The organism is Parasegetibacter sp. NRK P23 (assembly GCF_023721715.1).
GTDB lineage: Bacteria > Bacteroidota > Bacteroidia > Chitinophagales > Chitinophagaceae > Parasegetibacter.
Genome location: NZ_JAMDLG010000001.1, coordinates 2,428,438 through 2,452,124, shown reverse-complemented (window position 1 = coordinate 2,452,124; position 23,687 = coordinate 2,428,438). Strand labels below are relative to the sequence as shown.

Here is a 23,687-nt window from a genome sequence, read left to right as displayed (position 1 = left end):
TTGGAATGGGTGCTGAAAGGTTGATATAAAAGGCGGGTATGTTTCATGCAGTTTAGATTTTTGCAAAGATGTACAACAGATAGTGTTGTAAAAAGGTTAAAACAATTGAAGCGGACAAAAACGACCATGAATTTCAGGTGGTTTCCATCCATTTAAGGAACTCAGGCGCTTTTTGTTTGCTCACCAATAGTGTTTCAGGTGTATTTACGGTTAATTTAATATGTAATCGGCGGGTGAAATAGTGTTCGATGCCTTTGATGGCGCCACGGTTCACGAGGAACTGCCGGTTGATCCTGTAGAACTGTGCGGACGAAAGGGATTGCTCCAGTTCCTCCAGCGTACTGTTGATGGTGTAGGCGTCTCCGGTTAAAGTAGTTACGCTTGTCTGACCCGATGAAGCGTAGATATAGGCGATATCAACTGCTTTCACCGGGATGATCTTTTCCTGGAAATGAACCAGTAAGGTTGTCTTGTAAGGGGTGTGCATGTCCCGAAGCAGGTTTTGCATCTTCGCTGCGGAGAACCAGGTTTGGAGCACATCAAACTTCTGAAGGCTCTTCTTCAGTTTCTCTTCATCCATAGGTTTCAGCAGGTAGTCGATACCGTTGGCTTCAAAGGCGCGTATGGCGTATTCATCGTAGGCCGTGCAAAAAATAACGGGCACTTCCACGTTCAGTTCCCGGAAAATATCAAAGCTGAGCCCGTCACCCAGTTGTATGTCCGCGAAAATCAGGCCGGGCGTATGTTCTTTCAGCCAGCGCAAGCCTGCTTTCACTGAAGGTGCGATTTCCACCACTTTCATATCCGGACGCAAGGTTTCTACCATGCGTTTCAGTTCCAGTCCGCTCTTGCTTTCATCTTCCAATATCAATACCTGCATCATGCCAGGGGAATTTTAACTTTGAATACCGTATCATCCGCATAAATTACGATTCCTCTTCCGCACAACAGCCTGCACCTTTCATCAATGTTCTGCAATCCTTTGCCGGAGCTGCTTTCTTCCACCGATCGCCTCGGTTGGCGGTTGTTCTCCACCGATAGGAAATCCTCTTCCTCGTAAATATGAATAGTGAGCGGATCTTCTTTGGAAACCACATTGTGTTTCACCGCGTTTTCGAGGAGCAACTGCAATGAAATAGGGGGTATCTTTTTATAAGTAGAAATATGTTCAGGATGAATTTTGATGCGGAGGGCATCTTCAAATCTTTCTTTCAGGATATACGCGTAAGCTTCCAGGAACTGCAGCTCTTCTGTTACCGTGGCCAGTTCCTGTTGTTTGTGGTTCAACAGGTAACGGTAAACCTGCGCCAGTTGCGAGATGTAATTGCGCGACAATGGGTCCTGTACCATGGTGCGCAAGGTACTCAGGGAATTGAAAAGGAAATGCGGACTCACCTGTTGGGTAAGCGATTGCAAACGCGCACGTACATTCTCATGTTTCAGTTTTTCGATTTCCAGTTTGGATTGGTGCGACACTTCCAGCACCGTGATGTAGTAGACCATAAAATACTGGAACCCGCCCAAAACAAGGCTCCTGACCAATATGGCGAAGTAAGGATGTTTCACGTCGCGATCCAGTATGAACGGGGCCAGGAACGCCGATAGCAATACGCTTACAAAAAGCGCCATCGCCACTTTAATACCCGGACGGTTCAGCAATCGGTACCTGAAATGTGTACGGTGAATGTAGTGGTGGGTGAACCAGCAGGAGAGGGTGAAGAGGAATGCGCCGCCAATCTGAAATACGGCCTGCTGAACGGGTACATCCTCCGTGCGGTAGAGCTTACGGAGCGAGACGATCACAGCCAGACTGAATGAAATGGTGAGGCCGGGAACGAGATGCCATTTGCGGAGGAATCCATTCATGGTGCAAAGGTAGGCCGCGGCAATGCTCCCGGCAAAACCGGAAGGGTGAAACGGACAAAAAGCCACCTGAACGGGATCACCATCCGATGCCGTAGTCTTCTCCGTGGTTGGAACTCCCGCCCCAGAAGGAGCCATGCTGCCAGTCGAAGAAGATCGCGTTGATGGGGCCGCTGGTGCGGTCGTCGAAACTCAGGGTATAACCCATTTTGCGGAGCGCTTCGCGCACATTTTCCGGTGTGCGCTGGTGCAGCAGCAGATGCCCCGGTTTGGGCTGACGATCCGCTGTTTTGGTGCCGCCCAGCGAGAGCCAAAGCTGGTTGGAATTGATGTTCGCCGCTTCGGCAGCTTGTTGCACATTCATCCCGAATTCCACCACGTTAAGGAAGAATTGCAGCAGGTTCTGGTCCTGCGTATCGCCTCCCTGTACGGCGAAAGACAAAAACGGTTTGCCGTTCTTCAGGGCGAGCGTTGGCGTAAGTGTTACGCGGGGCCGCTTTCCAGGAGCCACCACATTAAAAGGGTTGAGCGCTGAATCCAGTACAAAACTCTGGAGCCGCTGGCTCATGCCCACGCCCGTGTTGCCAGCAATGCAGGCGGGGAGCCATCCGCCGCTGGGCGTAATGGAAACCACCCAACCTTCTTTGTCTGCCGCTTCCACGGAGGTGGTGCCGCGCCAGAGGCGGTCCATGTATTCGTTGTCGGGAACGTTGTATGCCTCCTGTCCGCGGGCATCATGCGCGGGAACAAAGTTGCCGGGCTTTCTGGTGGCGCTGGTATCTAGCAGGTAACCTCTTTTTTTGAGCAGTTCCAGGTAGGGGTTCTTCTTTCCCTCAAAAGGGTAGGGATCACCCGGGCCCGCGTTGGGATTGTTCTTTTCTTTCCATATCTCCGCCGCACGTTGCTGGGCGTAAGCTTTGGAGAGCAGTCCTTTAATCGGTTCCTCTGGCGTAAAATACGGATCGCCATAATAAAAATCGCGGTCCGCAAAAGCGAGATTCATTGCCTGGTAAACGGTATGGATGTACTCGGTGGAATTGTAGCCCATCTTTTTAAGGTCGAAGCGTTCCAGGATATTGAGGGCCTGCAGCAAGGCCGGGCCTTGTGTCCATTCGCGGAGTTTGAATACCTCGATGCCTTTGTAGTTCGTTTGCAGCGGTGTTTCTTCGATTACTTTCCAGTTGGCGAGATCGTTCATGGTAATGAGGCCGCCCTGTTCTTTGGAACCGCGTACAAATTCTTCGGCGATATCGCCTTTGTAAAAACGGTTGTAAGCCGCGTAGATAGCTTCTTTCCTGGATTTTCCTTTTTGCAGGGCTTCTTTTTCTGCCGCTACCATTTTTTGCAGGGTCAGCAGCAGGTCTTTTTGAACGAAGATTTCTCCTGGCCGTGGCGCTTCCCTTTGTTCGCCTGCATGGGGAAGGAATACTTTCGCGGAATAGGGCCATTCTTTGATCCGCGCTTTGTTCCGCTCCATGCTGTTGGCGGTTTGCGCGTCTATCGGGTATCCGGCGGCCAGTTCCATAGCAGGAGCCAGCACTTTTTCGAGTGTCATGGTCCCGTATTCAGCCAGCATATAACAGATGCCGCCCGGTGTGCCTGGTGTTACGGCTGCCAGCGGACCATATTCGGGCGGGAACTCAAGACCTTTGGATTGAAAAAAAGCTGGTGTTGCTCCCGTAGGTGCCAGGCCCAGCGCGTTGATGCCGATTACCTTGCCTGTTTTGGGGTTGTAAATAAGCGCCTGTGTTTCTCCGCCCCAACTCAGTACGTCCCACATGGTGCAGGTAGCGGCCAGCATGGCACAGGCCGCGTCCACAGCGTTTCCGCCCTGTTGGAATACCATCGATCCCGCTGTGGCGGCGAGCGGTTTACCGGTAATGGCCATCCAGTTTTTACCGTGTAGTACTGGTTTTTGAGTTTGCTGGGAATAGATAACAGGGGAAAGCAGGACGAATGCGCCCGCAAGGAATATAGTTTTACGCATGTGTTTCGGTTGGAACTCAAATCTAGGCAATTTAAAAGAAAGAACCCCGCCAGGAATGACGGGGTTTTCAACCAAAACTAACTGCTGAGAATGATGTTTATTGTCACATGAGCATAAAGTAAAGGTAGTCGTACCATTCCGACCCTGAAATACCACTTTGTGGTAAATGTTTTTGCAGGAATGTTATCAGGTCACATATACATGTGGTTTACACGATTACTTCAGTTTAATACTCCACATTTTCATGTGGCATAGCGCTGAACGGTTCATTTTATTTTTACGGAAAATCATTCCTATGTATCAGCTGCGTAAAATCACGATCGTAGTTTTACTGGTGTCTTCCGCTTTCATTTCCTGCCGGAAAAATGATTCGCCTTCCAACCAGGAAAAACCAATGTCTTTGCTCCGCAAAATAGAATGGAATGTTGGCTTGGTTTCGCAATATGAGTACAATTCAGACAGTACAATCCGGCAAATAGCCTCTTTACAGGGAACCATCTCATCATTGAATACCTATACGCATATCAACAAACGCGTAACAGAGGTAAACACAGGGCACTCGCTCTACACGAACAAATTTTATTACACCGGTGACTTACTTACTTCAATTATAAATGCGTCCATTCATCCCACATTACCCGATTCATATAAATTGGAGTATGAATACGATAATAAGAAAAGGCTTTCGAGGTTATTGTACTACGATATTCATGAAGGTGGACAAACCTTAAAGGCTTCATCCACTTATTTATATAATGCGGAGGGCCTTCCTTCAAAAATCACGACACAATCCGGCTCGGCCGTCATCAATACATATGTGGACGCTTATTCCGCTCAGCACCGCTTCAATCCCTGGGTTTTCGTGGCAATCGGATTAAACGAAAATTATACGCTCTACAATTATCCCGTCCTGCGTAATGCACAGCGCCTTCCAGCCATTATACGTACCACAAGGATTAATCCGGGACAACCGGAGGTGCTGGAGAAGACCGTTACCAATACTTACTTCATCAACAACCTCCGGCTCGATTCAGTGAAAAGTTCAGTAGTATTCGATACTGAACCCCAATACAACGCTTCCTTCTCCTACAAACTCCTTTACTGATCTACCTGCTGGCGGCCATTTTTGCCCGGCTCAATACCTGGCGGATGGCCGATGTATGATCTCCATGTGTGTTTTCTCCGTTCTCCATCCTGGCGGCACAGTTTGCTTTGTAACGGCGGTACAGGTAAATTGAAGTGCCAACAACGGCGGCGGCGATGCCCGCGGCTTTCATGATGTTATTCCTTTGCATGACTTAAATTTTTAGGTGATACAGATATTTTCTTTCAAAAAGGCAATTACCATACCACCCCGCACGTTCCTTTCGGGCATATTTCCCGGATGGGTTAAAATCCTTATTTTTACCGTACGGGCAAAAGATTAGCAGCTGAACGATATCAGAAGAACAGCCCATGGAGCAACATGAATAAACCATTACACCCACTCCTCCAATATCAGCTGGGTAAACACCTGGACAATGAACTGCTGAAGAACCCCGGCATGAAGGATTTTATTGCCGCTATCAACCAGGTATACGCCGAACACATCACCGATCAGCAAAGCACGAACAACACTTCCGAAGGAACCTCTTATATTCAGTCTGAACTCGGGCATCTATCCCTGGTCGCAAGTCTCAACAAGAATGGTGTTGTTTTTACCGATATCAGGGGACGGATCACCTGGTACAACGAGGCATTCTCCTCGCTCACTGGCTATGTTGGGGAGGAGATCATCGGGAAAACGCCCGTAGAACTGTTGAAAGGTCCCGAAACCGATATGGACGCGCTGAGAAGAATGCTGGATCTTTTCTACAGCGGGAAAGCATTTGAACCGGAATTGCTGTGCTACCGGAAAGATGGCACAACTTTCTGGGCCAGGTGCTCCGGACAGGCCATTACTGACGCGAACGGCGCCGCCATCGAATTCTTCGCGATAGTGGAAGACATCACCGCCAGCAAACTCGCCGAAGATGTGCTCCGTCTCCAGGAAGAAAAGTACCGCAACATCATCGCCAATATGAACCTCGGTCTCATCGAAGTGGATATCGATGAAAAGATCCAGTACGTGAACAATAGTTTCTGCGAGATGTGCGGGTATGAAAGGGAGGAGTTGCTGGGGAAAAACCCCTGGATGCTTTTCGCCCGGAACAAAGACCAGGAACTGATGGAGGTGAAGAATGAACTCCGGAAAAAAGGGATATCAGATGCTTATGAGATCACGGTAAAAGATAAAAAAGGCGCCATCAAATGGTGGCTCATCAGCGCGGCGCCAAGGTACAACGATAAGGGTGAACTGGTAGGCTCTACCGGCATTCACCTCGATATTACCGATCAGAAATACATGGAAGACGCGCTTGTTTCTTCCTGGGAGCAGGCGGAGGAGTCTTCCCGTGCCAAAGAGAATTTCCTGGCCAACATGAGCCATGAAATGCGTACGCCCATGAACGCGATCATGGGCATGGCGCTGCAACTGGAGAAAACTAACCTGAGCGATAGCCAGCAATTCTACCTGCAAAACATCATCACGGCTTCCGAGAACCTGCTCGTGATCATGAACGATATCCTCGATATCTCCAAGATAGAAGCAGGTCAGCTCGTGATCGAAGCACTGCCTTTCAGGCTGAGGGATGTGGTGAACCAGGTACTCCGGATGCATGAACTGAAAGCGGAGGAAAAAGAGATTGAACTGAAACAGGAGATGGACGATTCCATTGCGCCTGAACTTATAGGTGATCCGTTCCGCCTGCAGCAGATACTGGTGAACCTGGTGGGCAACGCGATCAAATTTACAACGGAAGGTTCCGTGTCGGTGGAATGCACCGTAAGTAATGATAAGGCGTCCGAACAGGAGATCGTGATAAAAGTAAAAGATACCGGTTCTGGCATTGATCCGGATTACCTCACCAGGATATTCGAAAAATTCAGCCAGGAAGACCGCTCCATCGCCCGTAAGTTCGGGGGGACCGGCCTGGGCATGAGCATCGTGAAGAACCTCACCGAATTGCTGGGCGGGTCCATCGCCATTGAAAGTGAACAACAGGTGGGCACCACCGTTATCGTGACCCTTCCATTCGAGAAGAGTGGCGCCCGGCCCGTATTATCGATTGAAGAGCCGGAACATATCGCTGACCTCACCGGGAAGAAGGTGTTACTGGTGGAAGACAATGAAATGAATACACTGGTCGCGAAGATGCTGCTCCAGCAATATGGTATAGAAGTAACGGAAGCCGGAAATGGCATTGAGGCCGTGGAAGCCGTTAAGAACAACAACTTCGACCTGATCCTCATGGATATTCAGATGCCGCAGATGGACGGACTCGAAGCCACGCGCATCATTCGCCAGGAACTGAAAAGTACAACGCCCATCGTGGCCCTCACGGCCCATGCGCTGAAAGGGGAGGCGGAAAAATGCCTGAATGCGGGGATGAACGATTTTCTTTCAAAACCATACCGGGAAAACGTATTGCTGGGGATGCTGGAAAAATGGATAAGGGGAGATGCGGCTCCGGTAACGGAACAGGAGGTGAAGAAGCGCAAATCCGGCTTTACGATAGATATAGCTACGCTGGAAACCTATAGTGCGGGTGACCCCGAATTCATGCAAAGCCTGATCTCCGTGTTCTGCAGGCAGACACCTATAGCGATGGTGGAAATGCAGCGCGGATTTGAAGAGCGCGAGTTTGAACTGATGAGCGCCGCGGCCCACCGCATCAAGCCCTCCCTGGAGATCGTGGGTGCCACGGAAGCAGGCGCCATTGCTTTGGAAATTGAACATTGGGACAAGCACAGCCGGGACGATAAAGCACTGCAAATGCTGCTCTCAAAATTATCCATGCTGATCGACGATGCCGTGGCCCAGCTCAGGGACCATCAGACCCAGGCTTCAGACTGATTCAGTTGCTGCTTTCTTTCCAGGATTTCTGCAGGGAACGCGGCGCCCTGATTTCCCAAGAAGTTTGTACCAGCTCCTTCAACTCGGCTTCACCCACCTTTTCGAGGTTGATGAGCAGCATGGGGTGGTTATTGTAATGCGCGGTAATGAAATACACTGCGGGCCTGAGTTTCATCCATCTTTCCCTTTCAGCGGAATACACGGCGAGTGTTTTTCCATCTTCCCAGAGCCTGGCGAAAAGTTTGCTGTTTACTTTGCAGGCGGGCGTGCCGTGGGAGCTGGACTCCTCCGTTCCGGGCAGTTCCAGGGCAATATTCAATACTTTCCGCCAATAATGAAGCATGTCGATATTCATGGGATGAAGATTGATAAGGTTCCGCTAAGGTAATGAAGAATAGATTTCATCCCAATACCGTTGAAGAACACCACGCATTTTTTAAAAGAAGAATTAAATGTGTAAAGAATACGTTCAAACCCTTAATTTGCGGCCCAGAAATATTCTGCATGGCATTACTTGAAAAGAAACTCGTTGTTAAAACCTCTACCATACCCGATTCAGGGATGGGCCTGTTTACAGAAGTAGATATCCCCAAAGGAACACAGATCGTGGAATACAAAGGACGCGTCAGTTCCTGGAAAGAAGCCAACCACGATGATGGTGAAAACGGCTATATCTTTTTCGTGAACCGCAACCACGTTATTGACGCGCGCCGCATGAAGTCTTCACTGGCCCGTTATGCGAACGATGCGCGCGGACTCCGTAAAGTGAAAGGCCTGGTGAACAACGCGGAATATGAACCCATCGGCACAAGGGTGTTCATCAAAGCGTTGCGCAATATTCCCGCCGGCTCCGAAATTTTTGTGAGCTATGGCAAAGAGTATTGGGAAACCATCAGAGAGAATATAAAGATCGACGCGCAGAAGGCGAAAGAAGCCGCTGCTAAGAAAACGAAAGCAGCAAAGAAGAAAAAATAGCGGCATCCTTATCCATTGGATAAGATCACTCTTTTTTCCTTTGAACTGCGCAGCGCCATTTCAACGATTTTAATGATACGCACCCCGTCCCCTGCAGGCACGGGGTTTTCTCCTTTTCCTGTAATGGCGTCGTGCACATCGCTGAAGTAACCCATATAGTTCCCCGGTTCAGAAGTCTGAAGTTCCCTGACCACCGCACCATTCCTTACGGTATGCAATAAGCCATCGGGTGAAGCGGGCGCGGGGCACCAGCTTTCAATAGAAGGCACCACACCTGCCAGTAATTCCTCTTCCTGCCGGTCCGAACGTTGCTGGTGGAATGATCCCAGACTGCCGTTCAAAATGTAAGCAGGCAGCAGTTCACGTACCAGCATATTACTTTTTAAACGTACCCGCAGGTTGTTTTTATAGAAAAGGAGCAGCTCGAAATAGTCGTTCGCAATCACGTTTTCCCGCATCGTACATACATCCGCGAAAACGGCTTCGGGGAAACCGAATAATTGCAGCGACTGGTCTATCAGGTGCGCACCCAGGTCGTGAAGGATACCTGCTCCGGGAAGATCGCCTTCCTTGTGTGGCTTTCCCGCGGGCACATCACGGAAACGGTTGTACGCTATCTCCACTTCCTTTATGGTACCCAACACACCTTCGTCCAGCACTTTTTTTACCGCCCTGAAGTCGCCATCGTAACGGCGGTTCTGGTAAACACATAAAATAAGTCCCAGCTTTTCCGCCAGCGCCGCAAGTTCCTCCGCTTCGTGCAGGTGAACGGTCATAGGCTTTTCCAGTATCACATGTTTTCCTGCCAGCAACGCTGCTTTCGTATAGTCGAAATGCGTTTGCACGGGTGTATTCACAATAATGAGTGCTATGGCATCATTCGCCAGCATTTCTTCCACCGACCTGTACACTATGGCATTCGGGTACCTTTCTCTCGATTCATTTTTCGTGCGCTCCACCATGCCCGTCAACTCAAATCCCGGATGCGCCTCAATGAATGGCGCATGAAAAAGCTTACCACTCATACCATAAGAACAAATGCCCGTGCGTATTACTGTTGCCATAATCTCAGAAATTTGGGCCATGAAAATACGATAAAGACGCATCATAACCACCATGCGTCCTTACCGTATTTTAACCAACGTAGCGTCGTGGCGTCGTCGCGAGCAACCAATCCCTACAAATTCAACCGCTCACCAACCAGTCTATGCTTTGCGTCCTTGCTCCTGCGAGGTACGAAGCAGTGCGTTGCGAGGCCGCAAGGCCGAAGCAATTGCGTGAAAAAATCTCACCACACCTTCAGGAAACAAACTGTTACACGTGCACCACCACCTTCTCCCTATGCCGCTCCTCCAACTCCGCAATCGCCTGCACCGTCTTTACCAATGAATCCGGCGTTACCGAAATACTATCAATCCCTTCCTCCACCAGAAACTGCGCGAATGCCGGATTATCCGATGGTCCCTGCCCGCAGATGCCTACTTTCACCCCACATCTTTTCGCCGTCCTGATCAGCATCCGGATCATCTCTTTTACCGCGGGATTCATTTCATTGTACAAATGCGCCACCAATGAAGAATCCCGGTCCAGCCCAAGCGTAAGCTGCGTCAGGTCATTCGAGCCAATGGAGAACCCATCAATGTGTTGCGCGAACGCTTCCGCCATAATGATGTTGGAAGGAATCTCTGCCATCAGAAAGACTTCCAGCCCGTCTTTTCCTCTTTCCAGTCCGTATTTTTTCATCACTTCATACACGGCCAACAGTTCTTCCACTGTTCTGCAGAAAGGAACCATCACCACCACATTGCTTAATCCGAGGTGGTTGCGTACATGGCTGATCGCTTTACATTCCAGTCCGAAAGCCTCTTTGTACGCGTCACTGTAATACCGCGAAGCACCTCTCCAGCCGATCATCGGGTTCTCTTCGGAAGGTTCAAAATATTTTCCGCCCAGCAGGTTGAAGTATTCGTTGCTCTTGAAGTCGGAGAACCGCACGATCACTTTTTCAGGGTAGAAAGCGGAAGCGATCTTCGCGATGCCGAAAGATAGTTTCTGAATGAAGAAATCTTCTTCGTCAGCAAAGCCAGCCATTCTTTTTTCTATCTCGGCTGTGAGTTCGGGATCATTCAGTGTTCTGTGGCGCAACAACGCAAGTGGATGCACCTGGATGTAGTTGTTGATGATGAATTCTTCCCTGGCGAGTCCAACGCCTTTATTGGGCAGCGCCGCGAACTGGAAACTCATGGAAGGAGAAGCCACGTTCAGCATAATATTCGTTCGGGTTTCAGGGATATCCCGTACATCAGTAAACGATGTTTCGAAAGGTATTTCGCCTTCATAAATATGGCCGGTATCGCCTTCAGCGCAGGAGGCGGTCACCAGTTGTCCATCGGCGAGTAATTGTGTGGCGTTGCCACAACCCACTATTGCCGGGATGCCCATTTCTCTGGCCACGATAGCTGCATGGCAGGTCCTGCCTCCTTTGTTGGTGATAATAGCGGCCGCTTTTTTCATCACGGGCTCCCAGTCGGGATCCGTCATTTCGGTTACCAGTACATCGCCTTCCCTGAATTCGTTGCCTTCCGTGAGGCGTTTGTCGAGTGAATAAAGGATGCTTACCTTACCTGAGGCTACTTTGTCGCCAACGGCAATGCCGTCCAGGATTTTTTTTGATTGACGGTTCTCATCTGTAATGCGGTAACCCGTTAGTTTTGCGGGGTCTTTACGGGAGTGAATGGTTTCGGGACGCGCCTGGAGAATGAACAACTGCCCGGAAAGTCCGTCCACGGCCCATTCCACATCCATCGGGGTCCATTTCCCTTTTCTTTGGGAATAGTACTTTTCGATGTTGCTCACCCAAACGGCGAGTTCAAGGATGGATTCATCTTTGAGACAGAATTTCTGCCGTACTGATTTTTCTGTCGGAATGATTTTTACGCGTTCATCTGGGTCATCGCCATACACCATCATTTTGTCTTTCTGACCGATCTTTTTCTCGATGATTGCCGGGAAGCCCTTTTCTAATGCGGGTTTGAAAACAAGGTATTCATCAGGGGAAACTGAACCCTGTACAATCATTTCGCCCAATCCGAACGAGGCGTTGATCAATACGGTGTGTGGAAAACCGCTTTCAGTATCCAGCGAGAAGGCGACCCCTGAGATGCCGAGGTCGGAACGTACCATTTTCTGTACGCAAACGGAAAGTCCGATGCTGAAATGGTCGTACCCAAAGCTTTCCCGGTAACTGATGGCGCGGTCGGTGAAAAGTGAGGCGAAACAGTTGCGCACGGCATCCATCAGTGATACCGGGCCGCGTACGTTAAGGTAGGTTTCCTGCTGACCAGCGAAAGACGCGTCGGGGAGGTCTTCCGCAGTGGCAGAAGAGCGTACGGCCACATCAGTGAACTCCTGGTCATAATCAGCGGAGAGCATTTTATAAGCCTCGATGATTTCGGCGCTGAACTCAGGCGGGAAGCGGCTGTTCTGGATCAGTTGGCGCACACGCAAGCCACCCCGGCGGAGCGATTCGATCTGGTTTACGTCAACTTGTTGAATGATGTCCCGGATTTGCTGGTCAAGCTGGTTGTACGCGATAAACCTGCGGTAGGCTTCTACGGTAATCACGAATCCGTCAGGTATTCGTATTCCGGCAGCAGTGAGGTGCTGGAGCATTTCACCCAATGAGGCGTTCTTTCCGCCAACCAGTTCCAGGTCGTCCAGTCCAACGGCTTTTAATGGCAAAACAATCGCATTTTTGTGCATAGCTGTACATTTATGGCAAGTGAATAAATACACAGGGAAATGCAGCAAGTGCTTAGAAAGGGTACGGCAAATGTTCCGAAAATTGAAATGCCCCCGCTTGTCTTCTACACAAAATGGGCGTTCTTCCCGACAAAAGCAATCATTTGTCTGCTTTTTTAAAAGGTGTACTACATTTATGGGATAAGCACGATTTGTATGAGCATGACCACGGAATTCTGGCGCACACAGTTTGTTGATTTTCTGCAAAAGCATTGGGCAACAGGCGATGGCGCGCACGACCTCCATCATCTGCACCGGGTATGGCAATACGCAACCTCCATTGCAGATAAAGAGGGGGGAAGCATTGACAGGCTGGTGTTACTATGTGCCGCTTATTTTCATGATTTCATCGCGCTGCCGAAAGATCATCCTGATCGTGCCGCTTCTTCCCGCATGAGCGCGGATAAAGCATTGGAGATTTTAAGAACAACTTTCCCGGCATTTCCTCCGGATTTGTATCCTGCGGTGCACCATGCCATTCATGCGCACAGCTTTTCGGCGAATATACCCACTCAAACACCGGAAGCCGCGATATTACAGGATGCCGATCGGATGGAAGCATTGGGGGCCCTGGGAATCGCAAGGTTATTCTATACCGCCGGACGAATGAACGGCAACCTGTTTGATCCGGAAGATCCGTTGGCAGAGAAAAGACCGTTAAACGATAAGTTGTTCGCCCTGGATCATATTGAAGTGAAGCTGCTCACCCTCCCCGCCACCATGAAAACGACGGCTGGAAAAGAAATGGCGGAAGAAAGAGCGGCGTATATAACCGCATTCAGGTCCCGTTTACTTTCCGAAATCGCGTTTTAATACCTGCTCATGAAAAGTTTTTTCACTGTATGCTTAATTGTTGGGGCTACCTTTTTTGCTCCGGTATCCGCACAACAAATGCCGGAACTGAAAATGGAAACTGGTTTGAACCAGCGGTTCCCGGGACCGGTGTTTATCCCCGTTCCAAAAGCATGGAAAGATGGCGTGGAATATGAACTGGAAAACCGGCGATCAAAAAAAAGATTCGCTTTGCAAAGATTGTCGGATGAGGAATTGGTTTTTCTCCTGACGGATACTTTACAACAGGGGCAGACTGAAGTATTTCGTTTTGTTCGCAACAAGCGTCAGGATAAACAGTTTGTACATGCGGAAAAAACGGATAGCGGCATCCTGGTAAAAAACGGCGAACAGCCCGTGTTTTTCTACCATACCTCCGTAAAATATCCGGGAGGAGATTCCGGCTCAGTATATAAAAGGAGTGGGTTTATTCATCCTGTTTATACCCCGGGAGGAAAGGTTTTAACGGATGATTTTCCGGTAGGTCACACGCACCAACATGCGCTTTTTTCCGCATGGGTGAATACTATTTTTAAAGGGGAGAAAACTGATTTCTGGAACCAGCACCAGTTAACGGGTACCGCAAAGCATGTTGCCGTGGAAACAATGAACTCAGGACCAGTATGTGTACAATTGAAACTGCGGCTGGCGCAGGAAAGTCTGAAATATGGTACAGTACTGGACGAGAAGTGGGAACTCCGTATATACAATCTTCCTGGAACTTTTTTATTCGACCTGCATACAGAACAAACGAATGTTACCGGCGATACGCTTTTCCTGCCCAAATATATTTATGGTGGTATGGCCTTGAGGGGGGCGGCCAGATGGAACAAAGAAGATTCAGCGCATTTCGAAGAAAACTGGAAAGTGATTAATGCAGCAGGAGAAGAGAACGAAGCCGCCAACCATAAGCCGGCAAGATGGGTAAAGGTTTCAGGAACAGGTGCTTCAGGTAATGGAATGGTGGTGTATGATCATCCCGCAAATTTTCGTTACCCGCAGCCGGTACGCGTTCATCTCTCCATGCCTTATTTTGTTTTTTCACCCGTAGTGAATGAGGGTTTCGCGATTGCGCCCGGTGAAAAATACAAAGCCAGGTACCGTTATTTTACCTATGATGGTTATCCTGGGAAAAACAGGCTTTTACAGGAAGAACAAAATTGGATATCAGCGCCAGTAATGAAATTAACGTACAAGAAGTGAGTGCTGTCCTGCTGTATTAATGTCTCTCCAAATCCTGTTGATGAGCTGAGCCTTATCGGCGAAACTTAACCCGCCATAAGGAAAGAGATTAGTCACAACATCGCGTGCTGTTTTCGCGAGTGCCAGACTCCTGGCAGATACCGCCTCCAGGAGTGCATCATTCAGCTTTTGCCCTTGTTCACAAACCTCCCAGGAACGATGCACGGAAGTATAAAAATTATGCTTTGTAGTCAGCAATAAATTGTGCTGCGAGATCCATGCTGCCCTGATTTGCCCGGCCCGGAGGTCTCCGTTTTTTAATGCAAATTCTTCTGAGAAAAACACCGCGTAACTAAGGTCTAAAAAGTGGCGAGCCATACCCGCCATATTGATGGAAAGCGTAGTATCCGCCAGTTGCAGGAAAGGATATTGATAAATGGGATGTGGGTGCGTAGCGTATTCAGGCGCGATACGGAAAGCGCGCGAAGCTGGTAAGAACAGCGCTTCAACGGAGAAAGCATGGCTCGCGGTTGCGGTCATACCTATGCTGTTCCAGGTTTGGTGCAATGTTATTTCTTCTTTTTTGAAAAGAAACGCAAGTACTTCACCGGTGCCCGTGGTGCAATTGCCCGTAAAGGCAGTGGCGTAAGGCGCGCCCGTGGCATATTTCCAGTAGCCGCTGATGATATAACCTCCCTCAGTAACTTCGGCTTTGCCGCCAACGGCGCCACTGCCTGCAATACAAACTTCGGGTCCGCTGAAAAATTCTTTCCTGGTCTGTTCAGCAGTGAAACCTGCGAACCAGCCCGCACCACTGCAAAGCGTTACCGTCCACCCAAGACTACCATCGATCCGGGCAAGCGCCTCTTCCAATGCGAGCAGCTCAGGCAATGAAACCGGATGTTGCCAGGAAGTATCATCGATCAATGCACGGAACCATCCTTTGGAATGAATCAGGGAGATTAGTTCAGGGATAAGCTGCTCATTTGTTGCTGACTGATTCGTGTATTGCAGGAGCAGCTTGCTTTCCAGGTCCGTGATGGGTGAAATATCATCTTGTAACATGGTGTAAAGGTAGTTTGTAAATCCGTTTTTTACTGGTATGGATTGGGTTAAAACACGGCTTGAAAACATTTTTGCCCGGCATAAATTTGCTGAAATGAAGGGGCCATGGATAAAACTGGTGAAATTTTTAAGAGAGAAAAAGTGTATACCGATAATATATACCTTTATGGAAATGGACTGAATATGAAAACACTTTCGCTCAAACTGGATGAAGCCATTTTTGAGGAGGCAGAAGCAATTACTTCAAAAATGCATCTGCCGAGAAACAGGTACATTAATGAAGCGGTAAAAGCATATAACATATACAATAAACGACGGTTGTTAAAGCAACAGTTGGTTCGGGAATCAGGATTGGTGGCTCCGGACTCAATGGAGGTATTGCGGGAGTTTGAAAAAATGTTTGATGGGAATACGACAGTTTGAAGTATGGTTGGCTAACCTGGAACCTGCCATTGGAACAGAGCCTGGAAAAACGCGCCCGGTTGTGATTGTTCAGACTGATTTGTTGAACGGCATCCATCCATCTACTTTGATTTGTCCTGTTTCTACCAATGTAAATAAACAGGCGGAATTACTAAGGGTGCATCTTAAAAAAGGAATGCTGGACCATGCAAGCGATATATTGGTGGATCAGTTGCGCGCAATAGACAACAGGCGACTTATAAAAAGGCTGGGTAAGATTCCCGCCGCGCAAGCGGAGAAACTCCGGTCAAATATGCGGGTGTTGCTGGATTTGTGATGGATACCGGAAAAATATGTACATTCATCGCAATGATTGATAACGTTGCACTATGGGAGACATACAGATCAAGAAGAACGCTAAACAGTACGATGCGGTAATAGTAGGTTCGGGCGCAGGTGGCGGTATGGCGGCTTATATGCTGGCCAACGCCGGACTTAAAGTCTGCCTGATTGAAGCAGGACCTATGTACGATCCGCAGAAGAACATCACACAACTGAAAAATCCATGGGACTCTCCCCGCAGGGGGGCAGGGACAAAGTTTCGTCCTTTCGGGGATTTTGATGCATGTTACCATGGATGGGATATAGATGGGGAGCCGTATACCAAAGAGAAAGGAACCGAATGGGACTGGTTCCGGGCAAGAATGCTCGGCGGAAGAACGAACCATTGGGGCAGGATTTCTCTCCGGTTCGGGCCGAAAGATTTTAAAAGAAGAAGTATCGATGGGCTGGGCGACGACTGGCCTATCGGGTACGACGATATCAGTCCGTTCTACGACCGGGTGGATCGTATGATCGGGATTTTTGGCTCAAAAGAAGGAATCGAAAATGAACCTGATGGTATTTTCCTGCCGCCACCAAAGCCGCGGCTGCACGAAATGTTCATCAAAAAAGCCGGGGAGGGAATGGGCATTCCGGTGATCCCATCGAGGATGTCGATCCTTACTCAAAAGATCAATGACGACAGAGGCGTGTGCTTTTTCTGTTCGCAATGCAACAGGAACTGTAGTATGGCTAAGGCGGATTTCTCCTCCTCTAATGTGCTGATCTATCCGGCTATGAAAACCGGCAACCTGGACGTGATTCCCAATGCCATGGCGAGGGAAGTCCTCACCAACCAGGAAGGATTGGCAACGGGCATCTCTTATGTAAACAAGGATGACCTGAATGAATACCAGGTCTTCGGAAGGGTGGTGATCCTGGCGGCGAGCGCATGCGAAAGTGCGCGGTTGATGCTCAACTCAAAATCCGACCGGCACCCGAACGGGATTGCCAACAGCAGCGATGTGGTGGGCAGGTACCTGCATGATTCCACGGGCGCATCATTGGGAGGCGTTCTGCCGCAGCTCTTCGACCGTAAGCGCTACAACGAAGACGGCGTGGGCGGGATGCACGTATATACCCCGTGGTGGCTCGATAATAAAAAGCTGGATTTCCCACGAGGATACCATATTGAGTATTGGGGCGGCTTTTCAAAACCAGCCTACGGGTTTACGGATGGTATTGAAAATATGAACGGGAAGATGATGGTGAAAGGCGTACAGAAAGAAGCGGGTGGATATGGAAAATCTTTGAAAGAAGACTATCGTTTTTTCTATGGGGCTTCAGTGGGTATGGCCGGAAGGGGCGAAGCAATCGCCAGCCGCGAGAACCATTGCGCCATAGATCCGAACGTGGTGGATAAATACGGTATCCCGGTACTGAAGTTTAATGTGAAATGGAGCGAGCACGAAATCGCGCAGGCAAAGCACATGAAGGAAACGTTTAAGGAAATGATGCACAATATGGGGGCCATCATTACCTGGGGTGGAAACGACGGGCCGGAAAACAATTATGGCCTCGAAACACCAGGCAAGATCATCCACGAGGCGGGTACGGTGCGCATGGGCAACGATGCGAAAACCTCAGCGCTTAACAAATGGAACCAGGCGCACGATTGCAAGAACCTGTTCGTCGTGGATGGCGGTGCTTTCGTATCGCAGGCGGATAAGAACATTACATGGACGATTCTCGCCTTGTCGATGAGGGCCAGCGAGTACATCATGGACGAAATGAAAAAACAAAACATCTGACCTGGTTATGGATAGAAGGAAATCACTCAAACTGATTGCTACAGGTGCTATTGCTTCAGGTGCGGTGGCCGCAGGCTGTGCTACTTCCGATGAAAAGGCGGTAAAGAAAGAGGAACCTGCTTTCAACTTCGACAGGGCTGCCCCGGAACTGGAAAGAGATACCGCGCTCATGGCACAAACGTTCTTCACCAAAGAAGAAATGGAAACCATCACCGTGCTGGCCGATATCATCATCCCGGCGGATGACGTGAGCGGCAGCGCTTCGCAGGCCGGTGTACCAGCATTTATCGAGTTCATCGTGAAAGACATGCCCCGGCACCAGGTGCCCATGCGCGGTGGCTTGCGCTGGCTCAACCTGCAATGCCTTAAACGTTTCGAAAAACCTTTCGTGGCCTGTTCGCCGGAGCAAAGGATCGAAATCGTGGACCAGATCGCCTATCCCAACAAGGCCAAAAAAGAAATGGCGCAGGGCGTGGCCTTCTTTTCATTGATGCGGAACCTTACCGCAACGGGTTTTTACACTTCCGAAATGGGCGTAAAAGATATTGGTTACGCAGGGAACAAACCCAACCAGTGGAACGGCGTACCGGCAGAAGTGCTTGCGCAATACAACTTGGCATATTCCGAGAAGGAATTAAAAGAATGCCTGAGCTTTTAGTGGAAACGTTTAAACCTTAATGGCATCGAGTTTATCGGTACATTCCGCAAGCAATGCTGAAACTGGCTTACGCAGCACAGGATGTACAAATGTGCCTGCAATGTCATTCAGTGGCGTGAGCACAAACCTGCGGAAAGCCATCTGGGGGTGGGGGATGGTGAGTTCGGGGGTAGAAAGCACGAACTCATTGTAAAAAATAATATCAATGTCGATGAGGCGGGGACCATATTTTTCCTTCCTTACCCGTCCGCATTCCGCTTCAATAGCGAGCAATACGCTCAGTAGCTCGTGCGGCCCGAGTGCAGTCTCCACCAGCAAAGCCTGGTTGAGAAAAGCCGGTTGATCGGTTTTGCCCCAGGCTTCCGTTGCGTAAAAAGGGGATGTTTTTTGAATGGAACCGACCTTTTTCCCGATCAAAGTGGCCGCCAGTTCAAGATTTCTCCTTTTTTCACCTAAATTGCCGCCTATCAGTAAATAAGCCTGATTCATATATCCGCCAGGTTGAAGGCTGCAAATATCTTTAAATTTATTTTCAAAGAACCGGTAGCACAATGAGAAGTTTCTTCAAATTCTTTTTCGCCTCCCTGCTGGCGCTCGTCGTTTTTTCGCTGATAGGCTTTTTTATCATGATGATGGTGGTGGCCGGACTCACCTCAAAAGAGCCCGAAGCCGTTGCCGCGAAATCGGTGCTGGTGCTTGATCTTAGCCTGCCATACATGGAACAGGAACTGCAGGATCCCATCGCGGAACTTTCAGGAGAATCCGATCGCCTTGTACCTGGACTATACGATGTGGTAAGGCTGATTGACAAGGCCGCCAAAGATTCTTCCATTAAAGCGCTCTACATTAAAGCGGGCAATAACCCAAATGGGTTTGCCGCTTCTGAAGAAATCAGGAACGCTGTGATCCGCTTCCGGTCCAAAAGAAAACCGGTGATCGCCTACGCCGAATACATCTCGCAGAAAGCATATTTTGTGGCGAACGCGGCTAATAAAGTGTACGTGCACCCAAAAGGCGGCATGGAATGGATGGGCCTTTCAGCCCAGATACCTTTCATCAAAGGAACGCTGGATAAACTGGAAATAGAACCGCAGATATTTTACGCCGGCAAATTCAAAAGCGCTACCGAGCCGCTCCGCGAATATAAAATGACCGATGCCAACAAACTCCAGACCCTCGAAATGCTGGAGGATATGTATCGCCGTATGCTGGTTACAACGGCTGAGGCACGTCAGGTGGATACGGCTACGCTTCGTGCACTTACTTTAAACGCTGCTGTAAAGACCGCTCAGGATGCCGTTTCCCAAAAACTGATAGATGGGTTGAAATACGATGATGAAGTGAAAGCCGAGTTGCGCACGCACCTGAAACTCGCTAAAGATGCGGCCATCTCTTTCGTGAGCATGGGCAGTTATTCCAAAGCGGTGAATTACAAACGAACAGGCTCAATGTCTAACAGGATCGCTGTAATCTATGCGGAAGGAGATATCTTATCCGGGAAAGGCGCTGAAGGACAGATTGGTTCCGATACTTACCGTAATCTTATCCATAAAGCCCGCACCGATAAAGCCGTAAAGGCCATCGTGCTCCGGATCAATTCAGGTGGAGGTTCTTCCATCGCGAGTGAAACCATCTGGCGGGAATTGTCGCTCGCCCGGAAAGACAAGCCCGTTGTGGTGAGTTTTGGCGATGTGGCCGCTTCCGGCGGATACTATATGGCTTGCGCGGGCGATAGTATTTTCGCGCAGCCCAATACCATTACGGGTTCTATTGGCGTGTTCGGAATGATCTTCAACCTGAAACAGTTCATGGATCAAAAGCTGGGTGTTACATTCGATGGCGTAAAAACTGCACCATTGGCCGATATGGGCAATGCATTCCGGCCATTGAACGAAACAGAAAAAGCGTGGATACAACAGGAGATCGACCAGATATACCTCGATTTTAAAACCCGTGTTTCTGATGCCCGGAAACTTTCCATGGAGTATGTGGACAGTATCGCACAGGGGCGGGTATGGACAGGAGAGCGCGCGCTGAAACTTGGCCTGATCGATAAGCTCGGTGGGCTCGAAGACGCGATCGCCTGCGCTGCGCGCATGGCCAAAGTTTCCGATTACAGGGTGCGTGAATTCCCGGAGCCGCAATCCTTCCTGGATAAAATTTTCAACACAGGCAAAGAAGCCGTCAGGACAAATGCCCTGAAAGAAGAACTTGGTGCGGAAGGGTTCGCGCTTTACCAACGCGCCAGGTTCATCCGTCAGCACCTGAACCAGGCACAAACCCGTATGCCATTCGATATCCTGGTACACCCAGGCAGATTTTCCGTAGAACAATAATACATGAGTAAACAATACAGCCAGGTCAGGGCCACGATGGCCGTCGCGAAAGCGAGTCTGCGCGCTATTTTCAGAAGTCCTTCCACCGTGGTGTTCAGCCTCGGTTTTCCCCTGATTTTTATTCTGGTGTTCGGCTTCCTCGGAAGCGGCGGCAAAGTATCGTTGAAAGTAGGATTCGACCCCGCTTCCGATACCAGCAACATCGTGTTTCAGTCGCTGAAGGATTTAAAGGGACTAAATATTCAATCCGGTACTTACGCTTCAATGATGGAAGAATTGCAGAAAGGAAGAATGACCGCATTGCTGAACATCCTTCCGCCGAAGGCGGGCGATTCTTCCTATAGGATCAGCATCCTCACTTCTGATGCGGTGAACCCGCAACAGGTGCAGGTATTGCGTTCTTTGCTGGAAGGGAAGATCAGCGGGCTGAACGCGGCGCTTTTTCCTGACCGCCCCACCATCGCTGAGGTTGAAATAGCATCCCAGGCGGTGAAAGGGAGGGTGTATCGTACCATAGATTTTATTCTGCCGGGCCAGTTGGGCTTCTCCCTGCTGAGTGCCGGTGTTTTCGGCGTGGCGTTCCTTTTCATCGGCCTGCGCCAAACACTTGTGCTGAAGCGTTTTTTTGCCACACCGGTTACCCGCGCTTCCATCCTGGTGGGAGAGGGGATCAGCCGGGTCATCTTCCAACTTTCAACAGCCATCGTGATATTGCTTGTTGGGCATTTTTTCTTTCAATTTACGTTGGTGCATGGATGGGTCACTTTTATTGAATTGCTGGCGCTGAGTCTGATCGGACTGTTCGTTTTTATGGGCTTTGGCTTTGTGGTGAGCGGTATCGCGAAGAATGAATCGGCGGTGCCCCCCATCGCCAACATGGTGACCATGCCGCAGTTCCTGCTGGCGGGCACTTTTTTCTCCATAGACGCTTTCCCATCCTGGCTCCAGCCGTTTTGCAGGGTGCTGCCGTTAACTTACCTGAACGATGCCATGCGCAACGTGGCGTTTGAAGGGATGCACCTGGTGGATTGCGGTAAACAGCTTGGCGCATTGGGCATCTGGATCGTCCTGGTGTATGCCGCTGCCGTGAAGTTGTTCAGGTGGGAGTAGCCCTAAATTCGTAATATTGCAGCATGACCAGCAGTATTGAATTGATCCCTTCTTTCAAAATAGGCAATCCGTTCAGGGAAGGCGGCCAGGAACACGACCGGCACCTGCTCCTGGAGATCGGCGGCAGATCGGTTACACTCGCCGTGTACAACGGTGAAAAACAACTGCTCACCGGGCTGGAACATTACCAGTTGCCCGAATCGTTCGAAGAGATTTACCGCCAGTTGGAAGATTTCCTGCTCACCCATGAATGGATCAGGAAACAATACCGTGCGGTATGGATTTGTTTCAATACCAGCGACGCATTGCTTTTTCCCGAAGAACTGCACGATCCTTCCATCCAGGAATTGGTATTGAATACCGTTTCGGGTGATCTTCCCGATGGCGACGTGATCAATGAACTGGTAGAGAAATGCGGGTTCTATTGCGTGTACCGGGTGCCTTCTTCTTTGTATGACCTCATCGGCTCCCGTTTCGGAGAAGAATCTGCCACACATATTTATTCCGTTATGGCTCGCTTCAACGCGGTCAATCCCGTTCAGGATGAAATGGAGGTGGTGATTGGCGCAGGCAGAATGACGGTACAGCTTACATTGGATGGGAAACTTCAGCTGATGCAGTCTTACCCTTGCGGCAACGGCGTGGAAGCGGCATATTTCCTGTTGAATATCCGCCAGCAGTTTGGGCTGGACGCGGAAGCCATTCCGGTCGTATTGAGCGGGATGGTGGAAATGGACTCCGCGCTGGAACAGGAGATCAGTAAATATTTCCGGGAAACCCGCTTCGCGGAAAAACCTTCCGGTGTGGACCATACGGAAGAATTCAGTCAATACCCCGCACATTATTTTCATACCATATCTAAACTGGCATTATGCGTATCATCAGCGGTAGCTTAGGAGGAAGAAAAGTAAGTCCTCCCGCTAAAATGCCCTACACACGCCCCACCACCGATATCGCGAAAGAGGGGCTTTTCAACATCATTCAGAACAACATTGAAATAGAAGGCATCAAAACGCTGGATCTTTTCGGGGGCACCGGCAGCATCAGTTACGAACTGGGGTCCCGTGGTGCCGCTGATCAGACCATCGTGGAGAAGGACCCCACTATGCACGCTTTCATCAAAAAAACAGCGGCAGAACTTGGGTTGAAGCACCTTGATGTGGTGAAAAGTGAAGTGTTCAAATTCATGGACCTGTGCCAGGAGCAATACGATCTTATCTTCGCCGGCCCGCCGTATGCGCTGGAAACGATCGACCTGCTTCCGGTGAAAGTGGTGGAGAAAAAACTCCTGAAGCCTAACGGCTGGTTCATCCTGGAACATACGCCACGGAACAACTATGAAGGCTATCCGCTGTTCGTACAGGAACGGAACTATGGCACCACTGTATTCTCATTCTTCATCAACCGGTAA

At 49.6% G+C, this 23,687-nt stretch carries 22 protein-coding genes; 13 read left to right on the top strand and 9 right to left on the bottom strand.

Going from position 1 to position 23,687, the window contains the following annotated elements:
• Window positions 1–133: 133 nt before the first annotated feature.
• The 3 genes from M4J38_RS09965 to M4J38_RS09955 are packed head-to-tail and all read right to left on the bottom strand — an operon-like array spanning window position 134 to window position 3,850.
• Window positions 134–883: a LytTR family DNA-binding domain-containing protein gene (locus tag M4J38_RS09965; RefSeq protein WP_251759410.1), complete on the bottom strand. Its 750-nt coding sequence runs from the start codon at window positions 881–883 to the stop codon at window positions 134–136.
• Window positions 880–2,001, bottom strand: coding sequence for a sensor histidine kinase (locus M4J38_RS09960; RefSeq protein ID WP_251759409.1), 1,122 nt, complete (start codon window positions 1,999–2,001; stop codon window positions 880–882). Before M4J38_RS09960 ends, M4J38_RS09965 begins: the two co-directional genes overlap by 4 nt.
• Window positions 1,943–3,850, bottom strand: a complete 1,908-nt coding sequence (locus M4J38_RS09955) for a gamma-glutamyltransferase family protein (RefSeq protein ID WP_251759408.1) — start codon at window positions 3,848–3,850, stop codon at window positions 1,943–1,945. Before M4J38_RS09955 ends, M4J38_RS09960 begins: the two co-directional genes overlap by 59 nt.
• Before the next feature lie 295 nt (window positions 3,851–4,145).
• On the opposite strand from M4J38_RS09955, the gene M4J38_RS09950 reads away from it, so the two are divergent.
• A complete protein-coding gene (locus M4J38_RS09950; RefSeq protein ID WP_251759407.1) occupies window positions 4,146–4,955 on the top strand; it encodes a hypothetical protein in 810 nt (269 codons plus the stop codon).
• A 1-nt stretch (window position 4,956) separates the two neighbouring features.
• On the opposite strand, the gene M4J38_RS09945 is transcribed toward M4J38_RS09950, so the two are convergent.
• Entirely contained in the window at window positions 4,957–5,145 is a 189-nt protein-coding gene (locus M4J38_RS09945; RefSeq protein WP_251759406.1) for a hypothetical protein, read from the bottom strand.
• Between the two features lie 170 nt (window positions 5,146–5,315).
• Here M4J38_RS09945 and M4J38_RS09940 point away from each other — a divergent pair, with 170 nt between their 5' ends.
• Complete coding sequence (locus M4J38_RS09940; RefSeq protein WP_251759405.1) at window positions 5,316–7,784, top strand: PAS domain S-box protein; 2,469 nt, start codon at window positions 5,316–5,318, stop codon at window positions 7,782–7,784.
• Window position 7,785: 1 nt separating this feature from the next.
• Here the strand turns inward: M4J38_RS09940 and M4J38_RS09935 are convergent, their stop codons facing one another.
• Complete coding sequence (locus M4J38_RS09935; protein WP_251759404.1) at window positions 7,786–8,139, bottom strand: MmcQ/YjbR family DNA-binding protein; 354 nt, start codon at window positions 8,137–8,139, stop codon at window positions 7,786–7,788.
• Between the two features lie 149 nt (window positions 8,140–8,288).
• Between M4J38_RS09935 and M4J38_RS09930 the strand changes: the two genes are divergently transcribed.
• Window positions 8,289–8,759 (top strand): SET domain-containing protein, encoded by a 471-nt coding sequence (locus M4J38_RS09930; RefSeq protein WP_251759403.1) that lies wholly within the window; start codon window positions 8,289–8,291, stop codon window positions 8,757–8,759.
• Window positions 8,760–8,767: 8 nt separating this feature from the next.
• On the opposite strand, the gene M4J38_RS09925 is transcribed toward M4J38_RS09930, so the two are convergent.
• Window positions 8,768–9,823, bottom strand: a complete 1,056-nt coding sequence (locus M4J38_RS09925) for a Gfo/Idh/MocA family oxidoreductase (protein WP_251759402.1) — start codon at window positions 9,821–9,823, stop codon at window positions 8,768–8,770.
• A gap of 250 nt (window positions 9,824–10,073) precedes the next feature.
• On the bottom strand, window positions 10,074–12,521 hold the full coding sequence (ppsA, locus tag M4J38_RS09920; protein ID WP_251759401.1) for a phosphoenolpyruvate synthase: 2,448 nt from the start codon (window positions 12,519–12,521) through the stop codon (window positions 10,074–10,076).
• A 195-nt stretch (window positions 12,522–12,716) separates the two neighbouring features.
• Between ppsA and M4J38_RS09915 the strand changes: the two genes are divergently transcribed.
• Both M4J38_RS09915 and M4J38_RS09910 read left to right on the top strand, forming a co-directional pair.
• Complete coding sequence (locus tag M4J38_RS09915) at window positions 12,717–13,373, top strand: HD domain-containing protein (protein ID WP_251759400.1); 657 nt, start codon at window positions 12,717–12,719, stop codon at window positions 13,371–13,373.
• A 9-nt stretch (window positions 13,374–13,382) separates the two neighbouring features.
• A complete protein-coding gene (locus M4J38_RS09910; RefSeq protein WP_251759399.1) occupies window positions 13,383–14,594 on the top strand; it encodes a PmoA family protein in 1,212 nt (403 codons plus the stop codon).
• Here M4J38_RS09910 and M4J38_RS09905 read toward each other — a convergent pair.
• Window positions 14,577–15,638, bottom strand: coding sequence for an acyl-CoA dehydrogenase (locus M4J38_RS09905; protein WP_251759398.1), 1,062 nt, complete (start codon window positions 15,636–15,638; stop codon window positions 14,577–14,579). The genes M4J38_RS09910 and M4J38_RS09905 overlap by 18 nt on opposite strands.
• 105 nt (window positions 15,639–15,743) lie before the next feature.
• On the opposite strand from M4J38_RS09905, the gene M4J38_RS09900 reads away from it, so the two are divergent.
• The 4 genes from M4J38_RS09900 to M4J38_RS09885 are packed head-to-tail and all read left to right on the top strand — an operon-like array spanning window position 15,744 to window position 18,830.
• Window positions 15,744–16,061 carry a ribbon-helix-helix domain-containing protein gene (locus tag M4J38_RS09900; protein ID WP_251759397.1) on the top strand — a complete coding sequence of 106 codons (318 nt, stop codon included), beginning with the start codon at window positions 15,744–15,746 and terminating at the stop codon, window positions 16,059–16,061.
• Complete coding sequence (locus M4J38_RS09895) at window positions 16,042–16,377, top strand: type II toxin-antitoxin system PemK/MazF family toxin (RefSeq protein ID WP_251759396.1); 336 nt, start codon at window positions 16,042–16,044, stop codon at window positions 16,375–16,377. Before M4J38_RS09900 ends, M4J38_RS09895 begins: the two co-directional genes overlap by 20 nt.
• A gap of 52 nt (window positions 16,378–16,429) precedes the next feature.
• Complete coding sequence (locus M4J38_RS09890; protein ID WP_251759395.1) at window positions 16,430–18,172, top strand: GMC family oxidoreductase; 1,743 nt, start codon at window positions 16,430–16,432, stop codon at window positions 18,170–18,172.
• A 7-nt stretch (window positions 18,173–18,179) separates the two neighbouring features.
• Window positions 18,180–18,830, top strand: coding sequence for a gluconate 2-dehydrogenase subunit 3 family protein (locus M4J38_RS09885; protein WP_251759394.1), 651 nt, complete (start codon window positions 18,180–18,182; stop codon window positions 18,828–18,830).
• A 9-nt stretch (window positions 18,831–18,839) separates the two neighbouring features.
• Here M4J38_RS09885 and folK read toward each other — a convergent pair whose 3' ends face one another.
• Entirely contained in the window at window positions 18,840–19,319 is a 480-nt protein-coding gene (gene folK, locus M4J38_RS09880) for a 2-amino-4-hydroxy-6-hydroxymethyldihydropteridine diphosphokinase (protein WP_251759393.1), read from the bottom strand.
• A gap of 62 nt (window positions 19,320–19,381) precedes the next feature.
• On the opposite strand from folK, the gene sppA reads away from it, so the two are divergent.
• Genes sppA through M4J38_RS09860 form a run of 4 tightly spaced genes read left to right on the top strand, consistent with a single transcriptional unit; the run spans window position 19,382 to window position 23,687 of the window.
• On the top strand, window positions 19,382–21,166 hold the full coding sequence (gene sppA / locus M4J38_RS09875) for a signal peptide peptidase SppA (protein WP_251759392.1): 1,785 nt from the start codon (window positions 19,382–19,384) through the stop codon (window positions 21,164–21,166).
• A 3-nt stretch (window positions 21,167–21,169) separates the two neighbouring features.
• Entirely contained in the window at window positions 21,170–22,276 is a 1,107-nt protein-coding gene (locus tag M4J38_RS09870; protein WP_251759391.1) for an ABC transporter permease, read from the top strand.
• 23 nt (window positions 22,277–22,299) lie between these two features.
• On the top strand, window positions 22,300–23,172 hold the full coding sequence (locus tag M4J38_RS09865; protein WP_251759390.1) for a DUF3822 family protein: 873 nt from the start codon (window positions 22,300–22,302) through the stop codon (window positions 23,170–23,172).
• Window positions 23,148–23,687 carry an RsmD family RNA methyltransferase gene (locus M4J38_RS09860; protein ID WP_251759389.1) on the top strand — a complete coding sequence of 180 codons (540 nt, stop codon included), beginning with the start codon at window positions 23,148–23,150 and terminating at the stop codon, window positions 23,685–23,687. The genes M4J38_RS09865 and M4J38_RS09860 overlap by 25 nt, the downstream gene beginning before the upstream one ends.

Excerpts from the sequence above, each read along its gene's own strand:
- M4J38_RS09965 (WP_251759410.1), bottom strand. The coding sequence starts at position 883 with ATGATGCAGGTATTGATATTGGAAGATGAAAGCAAGAGCGGACTGGAA.
- M4J38_RS09960 (WP_251759409.1), bottom strand. The coding sequence starts at position 2,001 with ATGGCTCCTTCTGGGGCGGGAGTTCCAACCACGGAGAAGACTACGGCA.
- M4J38_RS09955 (WP_251759408.1), bottom strand. The coding sequence starts at position 3,850 with ATGCGTAAAACTATATTCCTTGCGGGCGCATTCGTCCTGCTTTCCCCT.
- M4J38_RS09950 (WP_251759407.1), top strand. The coding sequence starts at position 4,146 with ATGTATCAGCTGCGTAAAATCACGATCGTAGTTTTACTGGTGTCTTCC.
- M4J38_RS09945 (WP_251759406.1), bottom strand. The coding sequence starts at position 5,145 with ATGCAAAGGAATAACATCATGAAAGCCGCGGGCATCGCCGCCGCCGTT.
- M4J38_RS09940 (WP_251759405.1), top strand. The coding sequence starts at position 5,316 with ATGAATAAACCATTACACCCACTCCTCCAATATCAGCTGGGTAAACAC.
- M4J38_RS09935 (WP_251759404.1), bottom strand. The coding sequence starts at position 8,139 with ATGAATATCGACATGCTTCATTATTGGCGGAAAGTATTGAATATTGCC.
- M4J38_RS09930 (WP_251759403.1), top strand. The coding sequence starts at position 8,289 with ATGGCATTACTTGAAAAGAAACTCGTTGTTAAAACCTCTACCATACCC.
- M4J38_RS09925 (WP_251759402.1), bottom strand. The coding sequence starts at position 9,823 with ATGGCAACAGTAATACGCACGGGCATTTGTTCTTATGGTATGAGTGGT.
- ppsA (WP_251759401.1), bottom strand. The coding sequence starts at position 12,521 with ATGCACAAAAATGCGATTGTTTTGCCATTAAAAGCCGTTGGACTGGAC.
- M4J38_RS09915 (WP_251759400.1), top strand. The coding sequence starts at position 12,717 with ATGAGCATGACCACGGAATTCTGGCGCACACAGTTTGTTGATTTTCTG.
- M4J38_RS09910 (WP_251759399.1), top strand. The coding sequence starts at position 13,383 with ATGAAAAGTTTTTTCACTGTATGCTTAATTGTTGGGGCTACCTTTTTT.
- M4J38_RS09905 (WP_251759398.1), bottom strand. The coding sequence starts at position 15,638 with ATGTTACAAGATGATATTTCACCCATCACGGACCTGGAAAGCAAGCTG.
- M4J38_RS09900 (WP_251759397.1), top strand. The coding sequence starts at position 15,744 with ATGGATAAAACTGGTGAAATTTTTAAGAGAGAAAAAGTGTATACCGAT.
- M4J38_RS09895 (WP_251759396.1), top strand. The coding sequence starts at position 16,042 with ATGGGAATACGACAGTTTGAAGTATGGTTGGCTAACCTGGAACCTGCC.
- M4J38_RS09890 (WP_251759395.1), top strand. The coding sequence starts at position 16,430 with ATGGGAGACATACAGATCAAGAAGAACGCTAAACAGTACGATGCGGTA.
- M4J38_RS09885 (WP_251759394.1), top strand. The coding sequence starts at position 18,180 with ATGGATAGAAGGAAATCACTCAAACTGATTGCTACAGGTGCTATTGCT.
- folK (WP_251759393.1), bottom strand. The coding sequence starts at position 19,319 with ATGAATCAGGCTTATTTACTGATAGGCGGCAATTTAGGTGAAAAAAGG.
- sppA (WP_251759392.1), top strand. The coding sequence starts at position 19,382 with ATGAGAAGTTTCTTCAAATTCTTTTTCGCCTCCCTGCTGGCGCTCGTC.
- M4J38_RS09870 (WP_251759391.1), top strand. The coding sequence starts at position 21,170 with ATGAGTAAACAATACAGCCAGGTCAGGGCCACGATGGCCGTCGCGAAA.
- M4J38_RS09865 (WP_251759390.1), top strand. The coding sequence starts at position 22,300 with ATGACCAGCAGTATTGAATTGATCCCTTCTTTCAAAATAGGCAATCCG.
- M4J38_RS09860 (WP_251759389.1), top strand. The coding sequence starts at position 23,148 with ATGCGTATCATCAGCGGTAGCTTAGGAGGAAGAAAAGTAAGTCCTCCC.